We start from the raw sequence: 17,867 nt of genomic DNA on the forward strand, positions 1-17,867 counted from the left end.
GCCTCGACGCTGGTCCCGAAGGTGGCCGCGCCGACCGAGTCGTAGACCACGTGCGCGCCCTCGCCGCCGGTGAGGTCGCGCACGGCCTCGGCGAACCCCTCGTAGGGGACGGCGTGGTGGGCGCCGGCCGCCAGGGCGGTCTCCCGCTTCTCCTTGCTGGACGCGACGGCGACGACGGTCGCGCCGCGGTGCGCGGCCAGCTGCACGAGGAGCCGGCCCAGACCGCCGGCGGCGGCCAGGACGACGACGGTCTCGCCGGGCGCCACCGGGTGGGTGGTGCGGCTGAGGTAGTGCGCGGCCAGGCCCTGGAGCAGCACGGCGGCCGCGTCGTCGAGGGTCACCGCCTCGGGGACGGGGACCAGCTTGGCCGCGGGGACGGCGGTGTACTCGGCGTAGGCGCCCAGTTGGGTCGCGTAGGCCACGCGGTCGCCCGGGGCGACGTCGTCGACGCCCTCGCCGACGGCGGTGACGACGCCGGCGGCCTCCTGGCCGGGACGAGCGGGTACGGGGCCGGGTAGGTGCCGTTGCGGTGGTGGACGTCGATGAAGTTGAGGCCGACGGCGGCGTTGCGGACGACGACCCGGCCGGGCAGGGCGGCCGGTTCGGGGAGTTCCGTGGGGGTGAGGGCGGCGGGGGCACCGGCCTCGGTGACGTGGACGGCTCGCATCAGATCGGTTCCTCGGTTCGGCGGGTGTGCGGGGCGAAGACGGGCGTGGGGGCGGAGCGGGGCGCGACGACGGGCGGCTCCTGCTCGCGGAACACATGGCGGAAGTGGTTGATGTCGTCGGTCAGGCCCCGCGTCAGCGCGTCCAGGCCGGGATCCGGGCCGTCGACCTCGTGCAGGAGCTCGGTGTTGCGGCGCACATGGGCCGGCGAGAACGGCAGCGCGCCCGTCGACAGATAGCGGATGGCGCCGGAGCGGTCGCGCCGCGGGATGAGGTCGGAGCGGGCGTACCGGCTGGCGCTGAAGGGGATGTCGAGGCGGCCCTGCGCGAACGCCTCGACGATCGCCCCGATCAGGTCGGCCTGCTCAAGGAGCGGCTCGACGAGGTCGGCGACCTCGGCGAGGATCCACTCCGTCTCCCGGCTCACCTGGTCCTCGTCGACGGTGACGAAGTCGAGGAGCGGCGAGTTGGCGCGGTCGGCGAGCCGCAGTCCCGCCACGTTCGCGGCCGTGTCGGGGATCCCGTACGCCTCCTGGTAGGTCTTCGTGATGAGCTTGGAGGCGCCGCCGAGCCGGGCGACCAGCGCACCGTAGAGGATCAGGTCCTCCGCGTTGCCGCGCTCCCGGGGGAAGACGCCCATGAACTCGTGCAGCACCGCGTGGACGGTGATCCCGGCGGGGAGGTAGCGCTCGGCCAGCACGCGGATGCTCCGCAGGGCCGCGACGTCCTGGGCGAGATGGCCGCCCTGCGGGTACGCGACGGAGATGCAGCGGACACCGGAGCGGGCGGCGAGCACCGCCTCCAGGACGCTGACGGCGAGGCTGACGGAGGGCGGCACCAGCACGGCGGTGAGCGTGCCGAACAGCTCACGGTCGATGACCACACCGTGCTCGGCGAGCTCCCCGCACCGCCGGTCCACGTCCCGCCAGGCGCCCAGGGACTCGGCGAGCGGCACCGCCTTCGAGTACGGCAGGTTGTACGAGATCCCGCCGCCCTCGAAGGAGGTGATGCCGGAGGCCACGGACACGTCGAACAGGACACGGGCGTCCGGGGAGCCGTGCCGGATCTCCAGCGGCGCCGCGACCGTCTCGTTGAGCTCGCGGCCGCGCCGCCAGCCGTGGGCCACCATCGGGTAGCCGTTGAGGTCGGCGGGACGGAGGTCGAGGGTGCGCAGCGCCTCCTCGAACCGCAGCAGCCGGGTGTGCGAGTCGATGGTGAGGGTCAGGACGTCGGGCGCGACCTCGGCCTCCAGGGTGGCGAGGAGGGCCTTCATCTCCTCGTGGCCGCCGACGCCGCAGCGCGGCTGGATCGCCACCCTGCCCTGCGCGCGGCACCGGCCGAGCACCTCGGCGGCGGTGGGCTTGCCGAGCGAGGCGATGTACGCGGCGGACTCGGCCGGCGTCGGCAGCGGCCCCGCCGTCGTGCCGGGGCGAGGTGCCGTGCCGCGCCCCGGGAGCGAGGTCGGGCTCATGACGCCGCCAGACCCAGGGTCACCGCCGCGCGCTCGCGCTCGACCCGCAACGCGTCGAGCAGGGCGGGCAGTTCGGACGGGTCGCCCAGGATGTGGTCGACGCCGGCGGCGTAGAGGCGGTCGTGCGCGGAGCCGTCCTTGTGACTGCCGACCGACAGGTTGCCGCCGACGATCACGGGACGGGTGATCAGACCGGACTGCTTGGCCCGGTCGAGCCCGCGCAGGTCCTCGTGGACATGGCCGTTGAGGCTGCCGATGATGACGGCCTCGGCCTCGGGGTGGCGGGCGCACGCCTCGGCGAACTCCTCGACCGGGGTGCAGGTGCCGAGGTTGACGACGTCGAAGCCGAGGCCGCGCAGGAAGAAGGCGATCAGGTGGTTGGCCACGGCGTGGCTGTCGCTGGCCGCCACGCCGAGGATGACCTTGCGGGTGGCCGGCGATTGGCTGAGCTGGTTCGGTACCGAAGGCATCAGGGGTTCCTCATCGTTCGGGTCGCACACGTCGGTCGTCAGTCGTCGAAGGCCGCGAACAGTTCGCGCTTGCTGACCGCCCTCAGCCGGTTCACGTCGAACTCCTCGGCGTCGGCGGCCGACAGCGAGTCGAGGACGTGGGAGATCGCCGGGACCAGCCCCCAGACCTCGTGGTAGGGCGGCCAGCCCTCGTGTCCGGCGTCGATGTCCTGCTGACGGGCGAAGAGGTGGTCCGCCCACTGGGGGCGGCCGGGTGGCGGTGGTGGAAGTCGTGCACGACGGTGTCGCCGGTCAGGACCAGATAGCGCGACGGGGCGTGCAGCAGGACGAGGCGGAGCGTCCAGCGGGTCCAGGCGACGGCGCGGCGGCCGAGGGGCAGTTCCGGGGAGGGCAGCGCGTCACCGATGAAGACGGCGTTGGTCAGGCTGGAGAAGTACGCGCGGCCGTGCCGGGTCTCGACGCCCGGGACGGGAAAGGTGTGCTTGACGCACAGCCGCAGGGTGTTGCTGATCTGGAACAGCGGGAACAGCGGCACGAACCAGACGACGAGCAGGGTCTGCCAGGTGCCGGTGAGGACGGTGGCGGTGACGGCCGTGCCGTACAGCACGAGCGCCGACGTCCGCTCGCTGCGGGCCGACTCGCTCCAGAAGGAGCGGACGCGGGACACCGCGAAGCTGAAGTGGAACCTCGGCGAGACGAGCTTCAGCAGCAGCCTGCGCCACATCTGACGGCGCGTCATGCCAGGGTGCAGCCGGAGACTGACCAGGAACGCCTGGACGGTGGGGTCCTTGAGCGTCATGTGCTGCGCCGCGTGGTGGTCGCGGACGTGCTCGCGGCTGTAGCGCTGGAAGTTCTGGATGACGAGCAGGCTGGATACGGCGTGGCCGACGGCCCGGTCCACTCGGCGTTTGCGGTACATGTTCCGGTGCGAGCACTGGTGGTAGACCATCCCGGCCTTCGTACGCGGCCGCGCAGGGCAGCCTGCGCGGGGTGACCTTGCCCAGACCGGCGGCGACGAGGACGGCCCCGGCGCGGATCTCGGCCCCGCGGTCGGTGCCGAGGATCCAGCGGGGGCCGTCCGCCACCAGGGTGGTGGCCGTCTGGCCGAGCAGGTAGCGGGGCTCGAAGGGCGCCGCCTGGCGCACCAGGTTGTCGACGAGCTCGCGGCCCGTGAGGGCGGGGTGCGCGGCGATGTCGTACAGCAGCTTCTCGGGATACATCGAGGCCACCTGACCGCCCGGTTCGGGCAGCGCGTCGACGACCGCGGTGCTCAACCCGCGGAAACCCGCGTAGTACGCGCCGTACAGGCCGGTGGGGCCGGCGCCGACGATGGCGAGGTCGACGTCGGTCGGGCCGGTTCCGGACGTCACCGGCGTCTCAGGTGCCACTGCTCTCGACTCCCCTTTCGGTCAGCCCCAACCGGCCGCGCAGGAAGCCGACGATCCCGTCCAGCGCCTCCCTGGCGGTGTCGAGCACCGCCGCCATGGACAGGAAGCCGTGCGGCAGATCCGCGTACGCGTGGTGCTCCACCGGCACCTGGGCGAGCGCGAGCGCCTGCGCGTAGGCCGTGCCCTCGTCGCGCAGGGGACAGAACTCGGCCGTGATCATGAGTGCGGGGGGCAGTCCGCTGTGGTCGCCCGCGTTGAGCGGTGAGGCGTAGGGCGAGGCGCCGTCGGCGGGATCGGCGAGGTAGAGGCCCCAGAACCACGGCACCGAGATGCCGTTGAAGAACATCGGATCCACGTTCTCGCGCATGGAGTCCGTCGCCGAGCCGTACTGCATCGCCGGGTAGACGAGCACCTGGGCGCTGATCCGCGGCCCGTCCTCGTCCCTGGCCATCAGGGAGACCGCCGCGGCCAGGGTGCCGCCGTTGCTGTCCCCCGCGACGGCGATGCGGGAACCGTCGACACCGATCCGGGAGCCGTTCTCCGCCACCCATTTCACGGCGGCGTAGCAGTCGTCGCCGGCCGCCGGGAACGGGTGCTCGGGCGCCAGCCGGTAGCTCACGGAGACGACCACGCAGGAGACCATGCTGCACAGCGCGCGGCAGAACGCCTCGGACGTCTCCAGGGAGCCGACGACGAAACCGCCGCCGAAGAAATAGACCAGTACGGGCAGCGGCTCCTCGCTCTCGGTCTGCGGGCGGTAGACCCTGAGCGTCATCGGACCGGCCGGTCCTGCGATATCCATGTCGAATATCTCTTTGGGCGGCTCGATCCAGTCCCAGACCGTGGCCTCCGTGGCGGCATCCGCTTTTCGGGCCTCTTCCACGGACATGGTGTAGAGCGGGGTGAAACCGGTTGCCAGGCGATAGTTCCTGATACCCTCAACGATGGGATGAAGCGGCATTGAAACGCCCCCATTTCTTCGCTGTCGAAGGTGCGCGATGTTGCCGAAAGCGCGCGACAAGGTGCGGGAGTCGCACCGGTGAGAACGCTATGATCGCGTCGGCGGCAGGCGCGTCCGCGACAAGTTCATTCACCGGGCGCATTGCGTTGATCTTTCTTTCCCGTGGCTAAGCGTCCTGCTTACTTCGGCATGACCCCCGGCCGTGCCACGCTTTTCCTCGGCATGCATCCGAAGTGTCGAAGTGTCATACGGAATCGAGGGGAAGTTCGCCGCTCATGACCATCAAAAACCTTGAGGAAAGCCCGGACGCGCACCCCGCACGGGTCTACGACTACTTCATAGGCGGCGCGAACGGTCTCGCGGCCGACCGGGCGGCCGGTGCCTGGATCGGTATGCAGGCCCCCGACCTGCTGACCACGATGCAGGCGAACCGCGCCTTCCTCTCCCGGGCGGTGCGCTGGCTGGTCGGGCAGGGCGTCGACCAGTTCATCGACATCGGCTCCGGCTTCCCCGTGTCGCCCAACACGCATGAGATCGCGCTGGGGGAGTGCCCTTCGGGTTCCGTCGTCTACTGCGACGTCGATCCCGAGGTCGGGCGGCGCACGCGCGAGCTCATCGCAGGCCGGAAGGGGGCGGACTTCGTACTGGGTGACATCCAGAACCCCGACGAGCTGCTGGACCGGCCGGCGATCCGGGCCCTGATCCGGTCCGGCCGTCCGGTGGCCTGTGTGCTGGGCGCGGTCCTGCACTTCGTGCCGGAGAGCGCGGATCCGGAACGGATCACCGCGGCGCTGCGCGAAGCCCTGCCCCGGGGCAGCTATCTCGTGGTCTCCCACATCGCGGGCGATATTCCCTGGAGGGACCGCAACGACGAGGAGACCCTGGAGCGCGCTTTCGAGGACATGCATCCCCGGAGCCGGGAACAGGTCGCTCGTTTCTTCGGTGATTTCGAACCGGTCGAGCCCGGTGTGGTGCCGGCCTCCGAATGGCACCCCACCGAGGAGGTCGCCGGATCCCGTTCCGAATCCGCCCTCTACGGCGGGGTCGCCCGCAAGATCTGAGCTCGGGGGGGACCTGAAGCAGGCACACGACCGCGGGCCGCAGGGAATTCTCCCTGCGGCCCGTGGCGCTTTCGTCCGGTGCTTTCGCCTGGTGCTTTCGTCTGGTGCTTTCGCTTTCGTGGAACCACGCGATGAATTCGCCGGCGGACGGTTATCCGTGGATCCGGCTGTTCGGGAGCGACGACGAGAACGACACCGCCGCGGCTTCGACGAGTTCCGCGCCGCTGCGGACGCGGGGAGCGGAATCGGGTCCGAGCACCGCGAGCGCCCCCACGTAGGGGGCGGGCAGCGGGAGGTCGTGGAGCGTGCAGTCCTGCGGGCGGCCGAGTTCCGCGGGCAGCGCACGCGGCGTGGAGCCGAGAACCTCGATGCGCCCCGGATGGATCTCGAGGCCCTTGCCGGCGGCCTTGAGCACGGCCTCCTTGCGCGTCCACAGCCGCGCGAAGTCGGCGTAGTCCGAGCAGACCGCGCGTTCCCGCTCCGTCAGCGCCGCGTCCAGGGGCCGCACCCCGGCCGTGGCGTCCTCGATGTCGAGGCCGACGGTACGGTCCGAGACGGCGACCACGGCGAGCCCCCCGGCGTGCGAGAGCGAGAAGTCCAGACCCGGGCCGGCGGACTCGACGACCGGTTTCCCGTGTCCCGGGTCACCGCAGTGGGCGCAGGTCCGGTCGAAGCGCAGGGCCGCCGGATCCCGGTCCAGCCGCTCGCCGAGCACGAGTCGCGCCAGCACCCAGGCGGCGAGCGCGCGATCGCGGTCCACCGCGCGCAGGATCCGCCGACGGCGGGCCCGGTCGCGCCCGTCCAGGAGCACGGCGAGCGACCGGGGCACCTGGCCGACGTCGATGTACCGGACGTCGGTCACGCCGAGGAGCGCACCGGCCGGCCCCTGCGGCACACCGTTCACGACGCTCCTCCGTTCCTCTCGTCCGGGCCGGTGGTTCAGGCCACCGGCGCGAAGAAGTTCTCGTTGATCCGGTCGATGGTGCGGAAGTCGGCCACGCTCAACGAGGTGACGTCGATCTGCCTGCCGGTGAGCTCCTCCAGAAGACCGATGAATTCCAGGAACGAGACCGACGCGATGAGCCGGGACTCGATGAGATCGGTGTCGCCGGTGATCTCCGCGTCCAGATCCGGGTTCTTGGACCGGATCCAGCTGATGATTTCCTCCATGTTCACACCTTCCTAGATGGCCGATTCGTTGACTGCGACGAGCGCCCGCCGGGCGTCGCCGTGCATCTGGAGGAGCGCATGGACCCAGCGCTCCACACCGAACGCCAGACACCCGCTGTAGGCGGGTCCGTCCCCGAAGGAGATGCCCAGGCGCTCGCCGAAGAAGTTGCGGTGGCGGTTGACCGACGCGATGGCGGTCCCGTCGTCGGACACGAACTCGAACTTCACCGGGTCCAGCTGGTTGAGGACCGACCGCGCGCCGTCACCGAGGTAGAACGGATCGGTCGCGGGCTCCTTGCGCAACTTGATCCCGAGCCGGTCGGCCAGGCCCAGGACGAGTTCGGTGGCCCGGCCCAGATGGTCCAGCACACCTTCCTGGCTGCCGATGTAGAGCGCCTCGCGCATATGGAAGGCGCGCAACCGGCGCAGACCGTCGTAGTGCTCCTCGTTCCTGAAGCAGCGGCCGATCGCCGTGATGACCTCAGGGGTCTCGATGTCCCGCCGCTGCCGCGACACCAGCAGGCCGTAGCAGGTCGCCGTGGGCAGACAGCAACCGGTCGGGACAGGGGGGTGCTCGGGGGACGGCGTCGTGGCCTCGCCGCGCGCCAGTTCCTCACGGGCCCGCTCCGTGAGCGTGGTCACGGGCAGCGCGAGGTGGGGGAAGTTGCGGAAGAAGTCGAGGCGTGCCAGGTCCTCCTCGGGGAGCAGCGCCGGGCCGGCCACCGGCCGGGCCCCCAGCGCGCGGGCGATGTCCTGGAAGCGGGCCTCGAGAGCGTCGAACAGGGCGGCCTCCTCGGATTCGAGGACCGCGATTCCAGGTGCGACAAACGTCGGCATGAGAACTCCCGTCAGTGGAACAGGCCGATGCGCCGGTAGAAGTTGTTGGTTCGCTCGATGATGCGAGCGTTGATCGGCGCCCTCGCCGGATCGGCCATGACGGCGGCGCGGAATTTCGTGGGATTCGCGATACCGGCGTCCTGGTAGGCGTCGCGGCTGTACAGCATCTGGATGATCAGGTCGATGTAGCCGCGCAGATAATGGCCGACCTCTTCGATCTCCTCGGCGGAGTGGGTCCGGCGGACCTCCTCGAAGAGCGCCTTCACGAGCTTGCCGCCGAAGGCGATGTGCCGGGACTCGTCGCGGTGGTGGATCCGGTTGACCGCCCGCACCGTGTCCGGGAGTTTCTCGTCGGCCGCCATGTGGGCGTTGAAGTAGTCGCCGATCTGCTCGAAGATGAGGATCTGGCTGAAGACGATGAAGTTGTTCATCTCCGGCGCGCGCTCATCCGTCGGGAACACCATCCGCCGGTCCGGATAGATACGGCCGGCATAACGGAGACAGAATTCGGCGAAGAACCACATGTGTTCGTTCTCTTCGCCGATGAAGTGGTGGAAGTAAGGCGTGGGGATCTCGTAACCGGGCGTGTGGATGCGGCGCATCACCTCGATGAGCAGCTCCCTGATCCCGTGGGCGATCAGGCTGTAGAGGTTGACGCTCTCCCAGCGCGAGAGCTCCACGAGCTGTTCGGGGCTGAGCTCCTGCTCCGCGGCGGTGCCGTGGACGGACAACAGCTCCCGGCTCATCCACAGGCCTTCCGGCGTGATGGATTCGGGCCACTCGAAGGTCCGGTACGGGTTGTAGTAGTCGTCGACGGAGACGTCGATGAGTCTGCGTACAGCCCGGGCGAATTCTTCCGTCCATTCGATCGTCGACACCGCTGACACGTGCCCTCCGTAACAGGACCATTGGTTGATGGGCCGACACGACCGGTCTGCCGCGCCGAGAAGGACCGTACGACCGTGTCGGCACCGTGTGCGTCCGCGACGATCTCAGTCGCGGGGACACGTCGGGCTGACTTCGCTCTCCTGCGGCTCAACACCTCGCTTACCGCGACCGGAAAGAGCTCGCTCCTGACACGGCCGGTCGTTCCGCCGGACACCGCGGAGTCGACGTGAGTAATCGGAGCGTGCAGTCGCGGTGCGTTTGTCGCGGACGCGTGCGTGGCGGGAGGGTTCGTAGTTTCCCTATGTGGCACAGATTTTCGACGAATACGGTCCCGTAAGGGAGCCGGCAAAAGGAGTATCGCCATGACTGTGGACGTTCTCTCCGCCCAGGACCACATGGACCTCGCCGCGCGCTGGGGCGCTCATGACTACGTGCCGTTCCCCGTGGTGCTCACCCACGGGGAGGGCGCCTGGGTGAACGATCTGGAAGGCCGGCGCTATCTCGATTTCCACGGGGGGTACTCCGCGGTCAACTTCGGCCACCAGCACCCCGACCTCATCGCCGCGGCGAAGGCGCAGCTCGACCGGCTGACGCTGAGCACCCGGGCGTTCCACCACGATCAGTACGGGCCGTTCTGCCGTGAACTGGCCGAGCTGACGGGCACCGAGATGGTCCTGCCCTCCAACTCCGGCGGTGAGGCCGTCGACACGGCGGTGAAGATCGCCAGGAAGTGGGCCTACCAGGTCAAGGGAGTGCCGGACGGAGCCGCCGAGATCATCGTCGCGGGCGCGAACTTCCACGGCCGGACCACGACCATCGTCTCGTTCTCCACGCACCCGAACCACCAGGCCGGTTTCGGCCCGTTCACGCCCGGCTTCAAGGTGGTGCCGTTCGGCGACATCGAGGCGCTGCGTTCGGCGATCACCGAGAACACGGCGGCGGTCCTGCTGGAGCCGATCCAGGGCGAGGCCGGCGTGGTCGTCCCGCCGAAGGGATATCTCGCCGAGGTCCGTGAACTCTGCGACGAGACCGACACGTTGTTCGTCGCCGACGAGGTCCAGTGCGGCCTGGCCCGGGCCGGCACGACCCTGGCGCTGGACCACGAGGGCGTCCGGGCGGACATGACCACCCTGGGCAAGAGCCTGAGCGGCGGCCTCCTGCCGCTGTCCGCCGTCATCGGCCGCGCCGACGTCCTCGGCGTGATCACGCCCGGGGACCACGGCTCGACCTTCGGCGGCAACCCGCTGGCGTGCGCGGTCGGCCGCGCCACCGTACGGCTGCTGGCCACCGGCGAGTTCCAGGAGCGCTCCCGCGAACTCGGCGCGCACCTGCACTCCCGCCTGCGCGAGCTGGACGGCGTGACCGAGGTCCGTGGGCGTGGTCTGTGGGCCGGTGTGCAGCTCAGCGAGGAGCGGGTGGCCGGACGCCGGGTGACCGAGGCGCTGGCCGAGCGCGGCCTGCTGTGCAAGGAGGCCAAGGGACACCTCCGGGTGGCGCCGCCGCTGGTCGTCACCCATGAGGAGATCGACCTCGGCGTCGACATGATCGCCGACGTGCTGGCCTGAACCGGACCGCCTCGGCGGGCCGACGTGACCTTCGAGTGGACTGGAGAGAATTCATGAGTGATTTCGCGGGACTGGTCGCGATCGTCACCGGCGGTGCGTCGGGAATCGGTCTGGCCACGGCGAATCTGCTCAGCGACAGGGGAGCCCGGGTCGCCGCGCTCGACCTGAAGCCCGAGGGGCTCCCGGACGGCATCATGGGCGTCCAGGTCGACGTCACCGACGACGTCCAGGTCAAGGCCGCCGTCGACGCCGTCGTCGAGCGGTTCGGCAGACTGGACGTCGTGGTGAACAACGCCGGGATCGGCGCCGTCGGGGACGTCACCGCGAACGGCGACGACGAGTGGTCGCGCGTACTGGACGTCAACGTGGTCGGGATGGTCAGGGTCGCCCGGCACGCGATACCGCACCTGCGCCGCTCACCCGCCGCGGCGATCGTCAACACCTGCTCGATCGTGGCGTGGGCCGGGGTGGAGCAGCGGGCGCTGTACTCGACCAGCAAGGGGGCGGTGTACGCGCTGACCCTGGCCATGGCGGCCGACCACGTCCGCGAGGGCATCCGGGTCAACTGCGTCGCGCCCGGCTCCGCGGACACCCCCTGGATCGGCAGGTCCCTGGAGCGGGCGGCGGACCCGGCGGCCGCCCGGGCCGCGCTCGACGCGTTCCAGCCCACGGGACGCCTGGTGACCGCCGACGAGGTGGCGGGCGCGATCGCCTACCTGGCGAGCCCGTCGTCGAGCGCCTCGGTGGGCACCGTGCTCGCCGTGGACAACGGCATGCACGGGCTGCGGCTGCGGCCCAGGGCTCAGGCGTAGGCGTAGGCCGGCGGGCCGGACCGGAACACGCCGCCGCGGGCCGCCGGGGTTCTCCCCGGCGGCCCGCGGCGTTCTCGTGGAACCACGAAACCACGAACCACGAACCACGAACCACGAACCACGGATCCACGGCGGCGGCCGGAAGGCGTGCGGCGCCTGTACCGCGCGCCCCGGTGTTCCGGGCAGGACGGAGCCGGGGTCGGCAGACCGACCCCGGCCGAGGGCGCGGATCCTCCGTCAGGCGATGACTCCGGGTGGTGCGCCGCCGGGCCCGGAAACCGGTTCGCCGGGCCCGGAAACCGGTTCTTTGGCCACGGCGTCCGGGCCGCGCAGCCCCAGACTGAGCTGGGCGCACACCACCCCCAGCACACCGACCACGGCCCACAGCATCCACGGGCCCATCGCGTACACGGCGGCCCCGACGACCGGCCCGGCGCCCGTGCCGAGCGCGTACGCGGCGCCGTACAGCCCCTGGTAACGCCCCACCATCCCCGGCGGGGTCAGACTCGCCAGGTGGGCCTGGACGACGGAGGAGTACGCCATCTCGCCGAACGTCCAGACCACCACCGTCGCCGCCAGCAGGGCCATCCCGGCGGTGAACCCGGACAGCGCGAGACCGCCGCACGTGAGCAGGTTGGCGACGGCTAGGACGTGCTCCGGCCGGTACCGCGAGATCACACTGGTGATGGGCAGCTCCAGCAGCACCACCAGCAGACCGTTGAGCCCCATGAGAAGACCGAAGTCACGCGCGCTCAGCCCCACGTCGGCGACATGCAGGGGCAGGCCGACGGCGGTCTGGATGTAGGCGAACATGGAGAACACGGTCATCAGCAGGAACCGCACCAGGACGCGGTCGGTGAGCACCTGCCGGTAGCCGACCGCCGGGTCCGCCCGTGTCTCCGCGGTACCGGAATCGGACCGCGGCTGCGGCGCGTCGCGCAGCAGCACGGCCACGATCACGCCGAACAGCAGGAGCGCGCCGGCCTCCACCAGGAAGAGCCCCGCATAGGAGATGCTCGCCAGCACGCCGCCGAGCACACCGCCCAGGGTGGAGCCGATGTTCTGGGCGAACCGGAGCACGCCGAAGGCGGCGAGCCGTTGCCGGGCGGACGATACGGAGTCGATCAGCACCGCCGCCATGGCCGGCCGGTAGATCTGCGACACCAGGCCGATGAGTCCGACCACGGTGATGATCGTCGGCAGCGGTCCGAGGAACGGCACGGACGCCGTCAGCCCGGCGGTGGCCACGACGGACAGCAGGATGGCCCAGCGCCGGCCGATGGTGTCGGTGAGATGGCCGCCGATGACGTTGCCGAGGACCCGGCCCAGACCGGACGCGCCCAGCACGAGCCCCGCGGCCCCGGCGGAATGACCGTGCTGGGTCACGTAGAGCACGATGAACACCGGCAGGAAACTGCCGGCCTGGAGGATCAGGTTGCCGAGACCGATGATCCAGACCCGGCGGGGCAGACCGCGCAGAGTGTCACGGAATCGTGGCTCGCCGCCGCGCGCCCGGTCCGCCGTCTGCGTACTCACGACGCCGAGTCGGCGTAGAGGTGGTCGCGTTCGATCTCCCGGAGCCTGCGGTAGTCCGCGTCGAGCTGCTCCGGATCCTCGGAGATGAGGATCACGTACCCCGGCTGGGTCGCGACGTCGACCGTGCGAGGCAGCGGCTCCCCGGCCGCACGCGTCGTGACGGCGTGGACGTAGGACGGGAGCGCGCGGATGGCGGCCATCGCCTCGTCGGACGGGGCCACACCGTGATCGTTGGGGTTGACGAGATGCACGTACCGCAGACGTTCCAGCAACTGGTAGGCGGTGGTGGGCAGTCGGTCGAACGCCTCGGGGTCCACGACGGACAGGCCCACGAGCTCGATCTGGTTGGTGCCCAGACAGCGACTGGCGATCTCCGGAACCTGCCCCCCGCCGAAGCGGGCGGCACACTCGACGAGCACCGGTCCCCGGGCGGTCATCATGACCTCGGTGTGACTGGCCCAGTTGCGCACCTCCAGGGCGTCGAGCACCTGGTGCGCGTAGGCCTCGACCTGCTCGGCCTGCGGATCGTCCGGCGACAGCGGCTCGTTGTAGTCGTAGATGATGTTGCCGCCGGGCAGTCGCGTCTTGTGGTAACGCCAGATCTCGACGGTGTGGTGCCCGCCGTCGCGGCTGACCGCGTTGACGAAGTACTCGTCCCCGTCCAGGAACTCCTGCGCGAGGACGGTCGTGTTGGGCAGGCCGGTCCGGTCCGGAGTGGTCATGATCTTTTCGTGGACGGCCCGGACCTGGTCCGCGGACGAGCACGCCACCACGTTGTCGGTGCCGCAGCTGGCGACCGGCTTCAGGACGACCGGATAACCCGCCGTCTCCTCGGCCCACTCGACGATCTCTTCGGCGTCGGCCGAGACGATCGTGGCCGCGGACTCGACACCCGCGTCGCGCAGGGCCAGGACCATGTCGTACTTGTTGCGGCGGGACGTCGGCCGGTTCATCCCGTTGCCGGGCATGCCGAGTTCGGCGGCGAGCCGGTCGGTCAGCTCGACGCCCGACTCCCCGGAGGAGATCACCCGTTCGACCCCGAGCTCGCGCAACGCGGCGGCGGTGGCCGCGACATCACCGTCGTGCCGCACCCTGGCCACGAAGCCCTCGGGGAAGGGCAGCCGGACCAGATGGACGTCGGGGTGCGGCGACTCGACGTGCACGCACTCTATGCCGAGCCGGTTCATGACCGGCAGAAGGAGGCGTCCCATCGCGTACGCGTCGACGAACGCGACCCGCTTGGTGGGCGCCGAGGAACTGCTAGGCATCGTCAACTACTTTCCCTGGGAGGTGGACACCACGGGCGGAAGGGTTCGGTCGAGCCGTCGACCGGTTCGCGGACTCATGGTCACGGCGGTGCCGGATCCGGCCAGGGCTCGGCCGACCGGGTCCGGCACCCGACCGTCCGCGATGCGGACCGACGGCACTCCGCCGGCCAGCGCCTCCCGCGCCGCGACGAGCTTGAGCGCCATGCCGCCGCCGATGCCCCGGCCGGGCGCGCCGGACGCGGGTACCTCGTAGCTGCTCAGCACGCTCGTCTCGTCGGAAGGGTCGGCGAGCACTCCCGGTGCGCCGGTCAGCAGCACCAGCCGCTCCGCGCCGAGTGCCGCCGCGAGCGCGGCGGCGACCCGGTCGGCGTCGACGTTCACCGGCTGACCGTGCTCGTCGATCGCGGGCGGTGAGACCACCGGCACGAAGCCGGAGCGCAGCAGGGACTCGGCGAGTTCGGTACGCACCTCGCCGAGCCGGCCGCTGAGATTGTCCCGGACCAGGGTCGTGCGGCCGTCCACGACGGAGCGCACGACGGCCTTGCGGCGGGCGCGCAGCATGCCGCCGTCCAGGCCGGTGAGACCGACCGCGGGCACTCCGAGCCCGGTCAGCTCCGCGACGATCTTCGGTTTGACCCCGCCGGCCAGCGCGAGGACGACCACCTCCAGTGTCGCCGGGTCGGTGTACCGGGTGGACACCTGGTCCGGGGCGACGAGGGTGCGCTGCGGGACACCCAGTCTCCCGGCCAGTCGTGCGATCTCCCCGGAGCCGCCGTGCACCAGGAGGATCGAGTTTCCTTCGCCGGCGAGCCTGGCGACGTCGGCGCAGATGCCCGCGGCGTCGACGGACGGATTGCCGCCGCACTTGATGACCATGAGCGGTCTGTCGGTCACAGTGTCTCCAGTTCACCGGGAGTCGGATGGGGCAAGGGGCGGGGCGGGCCGACCGTCGCTACGCGGGCCGTGGTCGGGCCCCGCCGACTCGCGCGTGGCTGCTCGCGACCGCTACTCTCCCCAGTCCTCCTCGACCTCGGGCGCGCGGGCGAGCACCGTCGGAGCGAGCGCCACGATCTCCAGTTCGCTGCGACAGCCCGCGCAGTCGATGATCTCGTTGAGCCGCGCCGACTGGCTGATCTGCACCTCGTCCTCGCATTCGGGACAGGCCTGCATGGTGGGCATACGGTGATTCCTTTCCATCGCTTTTCCGGGGCGGACCGCCGTTCTGTCACGTCGGAGAAGACGGTACGGTCGGGCCGGCGTCAGGTGCGTCCCCGGTGAACGCATTCGCGGGTACGCATCACGGTGACCCTGCCTCCTCGCGGCTGAGCGCATCGCTTACCCCGGCAAACGGGATTCGTAGCCGAAAGGGCGCCGAATCAACGCGGTGCGCCGCCGCCATTGAATTTGCCGCGGACGCGCGCGGGACCGGTCCGCGCGTAGCTTTTTTCCGTACGGCAGGACGGCCGGCGACGGCCGTCCGAGCCGATGACCCCGGCCCTCATCGATCGGAGAACCATGCGTACCGCACGCCTCTTCGGCTACCAGCAGCTCCACGAGGGAGCCGTCCTGATCACCCGCCAGTGCCGCACCGTCAAGGTCGTGCGCGGCCAGGAGCAGGTGTCCGAGCTGCTGTCGGCTCTCCGGGGCGAGGACGCCCAGGTCGTGCTGTCCCGCTACGCGGACGGAGCCCGGGCGGCCGCCTCGACGGCCCGGTGAGCGACGGCCGGCGCCCCGCTCCGCCTCCTGGCCGGTGACCAGGGCCGGGAGGCGGTCGGACGTCGGCCGGGTGCACCCGGCCCAGCGGGTCGTGCCCGTCAGCAGAACTCCAGGAAGAACATGTCGCGGTACCCCTGCGCGGCCGCCGGGGCCACCCGGACCGGGGACACGGAATGCATCCCCGTGCGGTCGTCCAGGAATATGTAGTCCCCGGGGTCGTTCAGGGTGTGGGTCAGTACCGGCGACCCGGCGTTGTCGTAGAGCGTGCTGACACCGCCGGCGACGTCCTCGCGCGCGATCAGCATCATGACGATGTGCTCGACACCGTCCCGGTGGATCCCCTCCGGGGTCGGATTGCCGGCTTCGTTCGCGGTGGCGACGATGCGGTGCTGATGGATGTTGATCCGGCGCACCGCGGGCACCGGTTCACCGGCGGGCGCGCTCTCCGCGATGCGGGCGGTGAAATGGGCCAGCAACCGCCGGAGCACGGAGGTGTCCAGCAGCGCCTGGTCGGTCGGTTCGAAGCGCCGGACGATGCCGCCGTTCAGACGGTTGATCTCCTTGCTCTGGAGGAAACCGTCCTGGTCGACCGAGGCGACGGTGCCGTCGGCCGCGGTGTACGAGATCACGGAGTGCTTACGGCGACGATAAGTGCCGCCGTCTCCCATGTACGGGTCCAGCGGCAGGTCCTCCCAGAACCGGCTGAACTTGTCCCAGTCGTCGGTGTCCCGCAGCAGGTCGTCACGCGCATTGCCGAGCGTGAACCTCAGCCCGTCCATTGTCTCGGTCTCCTCCGTTCGGTCGGGGGCGGAAATGCGAGCTGCCGATAAATTCATACGACGCGCCATTCGCCGACGGCGCTCAGGACGTCCGCCGCGCGAGCGCGCAGTTCGCTCAGGGAATCGGCGGTGAGCGCGAAACGGAGGAAGTAGTTCTCCTGTTCCAGGTCGGTCACCCGGTAGCCGTCGACGACCACCGCCTTGACGACGCCCGGGAGCGCGCACAGGTCGTCCTCCGTGGCGCCGATCTCCACCCGGCCGAGCTCGTCGGCTTCCACGTCGACCCAGCCGATGACCGTCCGGTCGCGAAGCGGGCCCAGCCGATCCAGGGTGAACTCGCCCAGCGCCATGGAGACGATCGCCTCCACCGGGTCGATCCCGCCGACCTCCTGTATCGCCGTCGGATACATGCCGCCACCGAAACGGGGGTTGATCTCCACCAGCTCCGTGCGGCCGTCCTCGTCGACCCGGCCCTCGACGTGCAGCCAGAGCTGGTCGAGGCGGAGGTCGGCGCAGAACGCGTCGATCATCTCGGTCAGGACGGGCACGCCGGCCCGCACGTGGTCCTGCTGCGGGGGATGGACCCGAAGCCCCGCGTCGTGATGTCTGACGTCGTCGTGGTCGGGCTTCTCGACCGCCAGGACCGGATGGAAGCGGCCGTCCACGACGGGTCCGTCCACGGAGAACTCCACACCGGGCAGATACTCCTCGATGATCATTTCCGTGTCGCCGAAGCCGCGCTCCGCCAGATGGCGCTCGTAGGCGAGGAGCTCGGCCGGGCCGTCCACCCGGCGCACCAGCCGCGAGGCCGTCGATTCACGCGAGGGTTTGACGATGGCGGGGAAGAAATCCACCTCCGCCGGGTCCTCGCAGAAGCCGATGGAGGACAGTCCCAGGTCTCGCATGCGCCGCCGGACCAGCGTCTTGCTGGCCAGCACGTCGAGGCCGACGCCGGCGCCCGGAAGGCCGTAGTGCACGGCCAGGCCGCCCTGCCAGGGGAGCAGTGGTTCGAGCAGGTTGACGACCGCCAGGGGGACGATGCCGCGTTCGTCGAGCCGGGCGACGAGCGCGGACAGGTCCTCGCTGTCCCAGTCCACCACGACATGGTCGTCGCAGGAGTCGCGGTGCCGGGTGTCCGGAATCTCGGATATCAGTACCGACCGGATTCCGCGGGATCTCAACTGATCGGCGGCGGGGACCACCGCGCCGGCATTCCATTTGGAGAGGATGAGCACGGATTTCACGTATGGGCCTCCAGATCTCACATCCAGGCCTGGCGG

18 protein-coding genes and 2 pseudogenes are annotated in these 17,867 nt (G+C 70.4%); 4 read left to right on the top strand and 16 right to left on the bottom strand.

Translation table 11 applies throughout. From position 1 onward, the window contains the following. Nucleotides 1–8: 8 nt before the first annotated feature. From ACZ60B_RS11625 to ACZ60B_RS11650, 6 genes and pseudogenes are all read right to left on the bottom strand, one after another. Nucleotides 9–764 (bottom strand): annotated as a pseudogene (locus tag ACZ60B_RS11625) (zinc-binding dehydrogenase); the annotation flags it as partial. Further along, the gene (locus tag ACZ60B_RS11630; protein WP_469385819.1) at nt 667–2,136 is read right to left on the bottom strand and encodes a methylaspartate mutase; all 1,470 of its coding nucleotides are present in this window, start codon (nt 2,134–2,136) and stop codon (nt 667–669) included. The pseudogene ACZ60B_RS11625 and the gene ACZ60B_RS11630, both read right to left, overlap by 98 nt. Further along, a complete protein-coding gene (locus ACZ60B_RS11635; protein ID WP_469385820.1) occupies nt 2,133–2,606 on the bottom strand; it encodes a cobalamin-dependent protein in 474 nt (157 codons plus the stop codon). Before ACZ60B_RS11635 ends, ACZ60B_RS11630 begins: the two co-directional genes overlap by 4 nt. Nucleotides 2,607–2,697: 91 nt before the next feature. Further along, on the bottom strand, nt 2,698–3,555 hold the full coding sequence (locus ACZ60B_RS11640) for a fatty acid desaturase (protein ID WP_469385821.1): 858 nt from the start codon (nt 3,553–3,555) through the stop codon (nt 2,698–2,700). Between the two features lie 232 nt (nt 3,556–3,787). Then, nucleotides 3,788–3,994: pseudogene (locus ACZ60B_RS11645) on the bottom strand (NAD(P)-binding protein); the annotation flags it as partial. Further along, nucleotides 3,984–4,883 (bottom strand): alpha/beta hydrolase, encoded by a 900-nt coding sequence (locus tag ACZ60B_RS11650; protein ID WP_469385822.1) that lies wholly within the window; start codon nt 4,881–4,883, stop codon nt 3,984–3,986. The gene ACZ60B_RS11650 and the pseudogene ACZ60B_RS11645, both read right to left, overlap by 11 nt. A gap of 347 nt (nt 4,884–5,230) precedes the next feature. Between ACZ60B_RS11650 and ACZ60B_RS11655 the strand changes: the two genes are divergently transcribed. Then, nucleotides 5,231–6,016 (top strand): SAM-dependent methyltransferase, encoded by a 786-nt coding sequence (locus tag ACZ60B_RS11655; RefSeq protein ID WP_469385823.1) that lies wholly within the window; start codon nt 5,231–5,233, stop codon nt 6,014–6,016. Between the two features lie 151 nt (nt 6,017–6,167). On the opposite strand, the gene ACZ60B_RS11660 is transcribed toward ACZ60B_RS11655, so the two are convergent. The 4 genes from ACZ60B_RS11660 to ACZ60B_RS11675 are packed head-to-tail and all read right to left on the bottom strand — an operon-like array spanning nt 6,168 to nt 8,901. Then, a complete protein-coding gene (locus ACZ60B_RS11660) occupies nt 6,168–6,920 on the bottom strand; it encodes a 4'-phosphopantetheinyl transferase family protein (protein ID WP_469385824.1) in 753 nt (250 codons plus the stop codon). Between the two features lie 35 nt (nt 6,921–6,955). Then, complete coding sequence (locus ACZ60B_RS11665) at nt 6,956–7,186, bottom strand: acyl carrier protein (protein ID WP_469385825.1); 231 nt, start codon at nt 7,184–7,186, stop codon at nt 6,956–6,958. 12 nt (nt 7,187–7,198) lie between these two features. Continuing rightward, a complete protein-coding gene (locus tag ACZ60B_RS11670) occupies nt 7,199–8,023 on the bottom strand; it encodes an aminoacyl--tRNA ligase-related protein (RefSeq protein ID WP_469385826.1) in 825 nt (274 codons plus the stop codon). An 11-nt stretch (nt 8,024–8,034) separates the two neighbouring features. Next, nucleotides 8,035–8,901, bottom strand: coding sequence for a diiron oxygenase (locus ACZ60B_RS11675; protein WP_469385827.1), 867 nt, complete (start codon nt 8,899–8,901; stop codon nt 8,035–8,037). A 372-nt stretch (nt 8,902–9,273) separates the two neighbouring features. Between ACZ60B_RS11675 and rocD the strand changes: the two genes are divergently transcribed. Next, nucleotides 9,274–10,476: an ornithine--oxo-acid transaminase gene (gene rocD / locus ACZ60B_RS11680; protein WP_469385828.1), complete on the top strand. Its 1,203-nt coding sequence runs from the start codon at nt 9,274–9,276 to the stop codon at nt 10,474–10,476. Between the two features lie 53 nt (nt 10,477–10,529). Continuing rightward, nucleotides 10,530–11,288: an SDR family NAD(P)-dependent oxidoreductase gene (locus ACZ60B_RS11685; protein ID WP_469385829.1), complete on the top strand. Its 759-nt coding sequence runs from the start codon at nt 10,530–10,532 to the stop codon at nt 11,286–11,288. A 237-nt stretch (nt 11,289–11,525) separates the two neighbouring features. Here ACZ60B_RS11685 and ACZ60B_RS11690 read toward each other — a convergent pair whose 3' ends face one another. The 4 genes from ACZ60B_RS11690 to ACZ60B_RS11705 all read right to left on the bottom strand — a co-directional run bounded on the left by ACZ60B_RS11690 (nt 11,526) and on the right by ACZ60B_RS11705 (nt 15,271). After that, nucleotides 11,526–12,824, bottom strand: a complete 1,299-nt coding sequence (locus ACZ60B_RS11690) for an MFS transporter (RefSeq protein ID WP_469385830.1) — start codon at nt 12,822–12,824, stop codon at nt 11,526–11,528. Further along, nucleotides 12,821–14,092 (bottom strand): ATP-grasp domain-containing protein, encoded by a 1,272-nt coding sequence (locus ACZ60B_RS11695; protein ID WP_469385831.1) that lies wholly within the window; start codon nt 14,090–14,092, stop codon nt 12,821–12,823. Before ACZ60B_RS11695 ends, ACZ60B_RS11690 begins: the two co-directional genes overlap by 4 nt. Before the next feature lie 6 nt (nt 14,093–14,098). Beyond that, nucleotides 14,099–14,986, bottom strand: a complete 888-nt coding sequence (locus tag ACZ60B_RS11700; protein WP_469385832.1) for a [LysW]-aminoadipate kinase — start codon at nt 14,984–14,986, stop codon at nt 14,099–14,101. A 111-nt stretch (nt 14,987–15,097) separates the two neighbouring features. Beyond that, nucleotides 15,098–15,271: a lysine biosynthesis protein LysW gene (locus tag ACZ60B_RS11705; RefSeq protein WP_469385833.1), complete on the bottom strand. Its 174-nt coding sequence runs from the start codon at nt 15,269–15,271 to the stop codon at nt 15,098–15,100. A gap of 336 nt (nt 15,272–15,607) precedes the next feature. Here ACZ60B_RS11705 and ACZ60B_RS11710 point away from each other — a divergent pair, with 336 nt between their 5' ends. After that, a complete protein-coding gene (locus ACZ60B_RS11710) occupies nt 15,608–15,808 on the top strand; it encodes a hypothetical protein (RefSeq protein ID WP_469385834.1) in 201 nt (66 codons plus the stop codon). A 98-nt stretch (nt 15,809–15,906) separates the two neighbouring features. Here ACZ60B_RS11710 and ACZ60B_RS11715 read toward each other — a convergent pair whose 3' ends face one another. Together ACZ60B_RS11715 and ACZ60B_RS11720 are read right to left on the bottom strand one after the other, a co-directional pair. Further along, nucleotides 15,907–16,587, bottom strand: a complete 681-nt coding sequence (locus ACZ60B_RS11715) for a 2OG-Fe dioxygenase family protein (RefSeq protein WP_469385835.1) — start codon at nt 16,585–16,587, stop codon at nt 15,907–15,909. A 53-nt stretch (nt 16,588–16,640) separates the two neighbouring features. Further along, entirely contained in the window at nt 16,641–17,831 is a 1,191-nt protein-coding gene (locus ACZ60B_RS11720; RefSeq protein WP_469385836.1) for an ATP-grasp domain-containing protein, read from the bottom strand. Nucleotides 17,832–17,867 lie beyond the last annotated feature (36 nt).

It is taken from the genome of Streptomyces sp. NPDC104096, assembly GCF_055584385.1.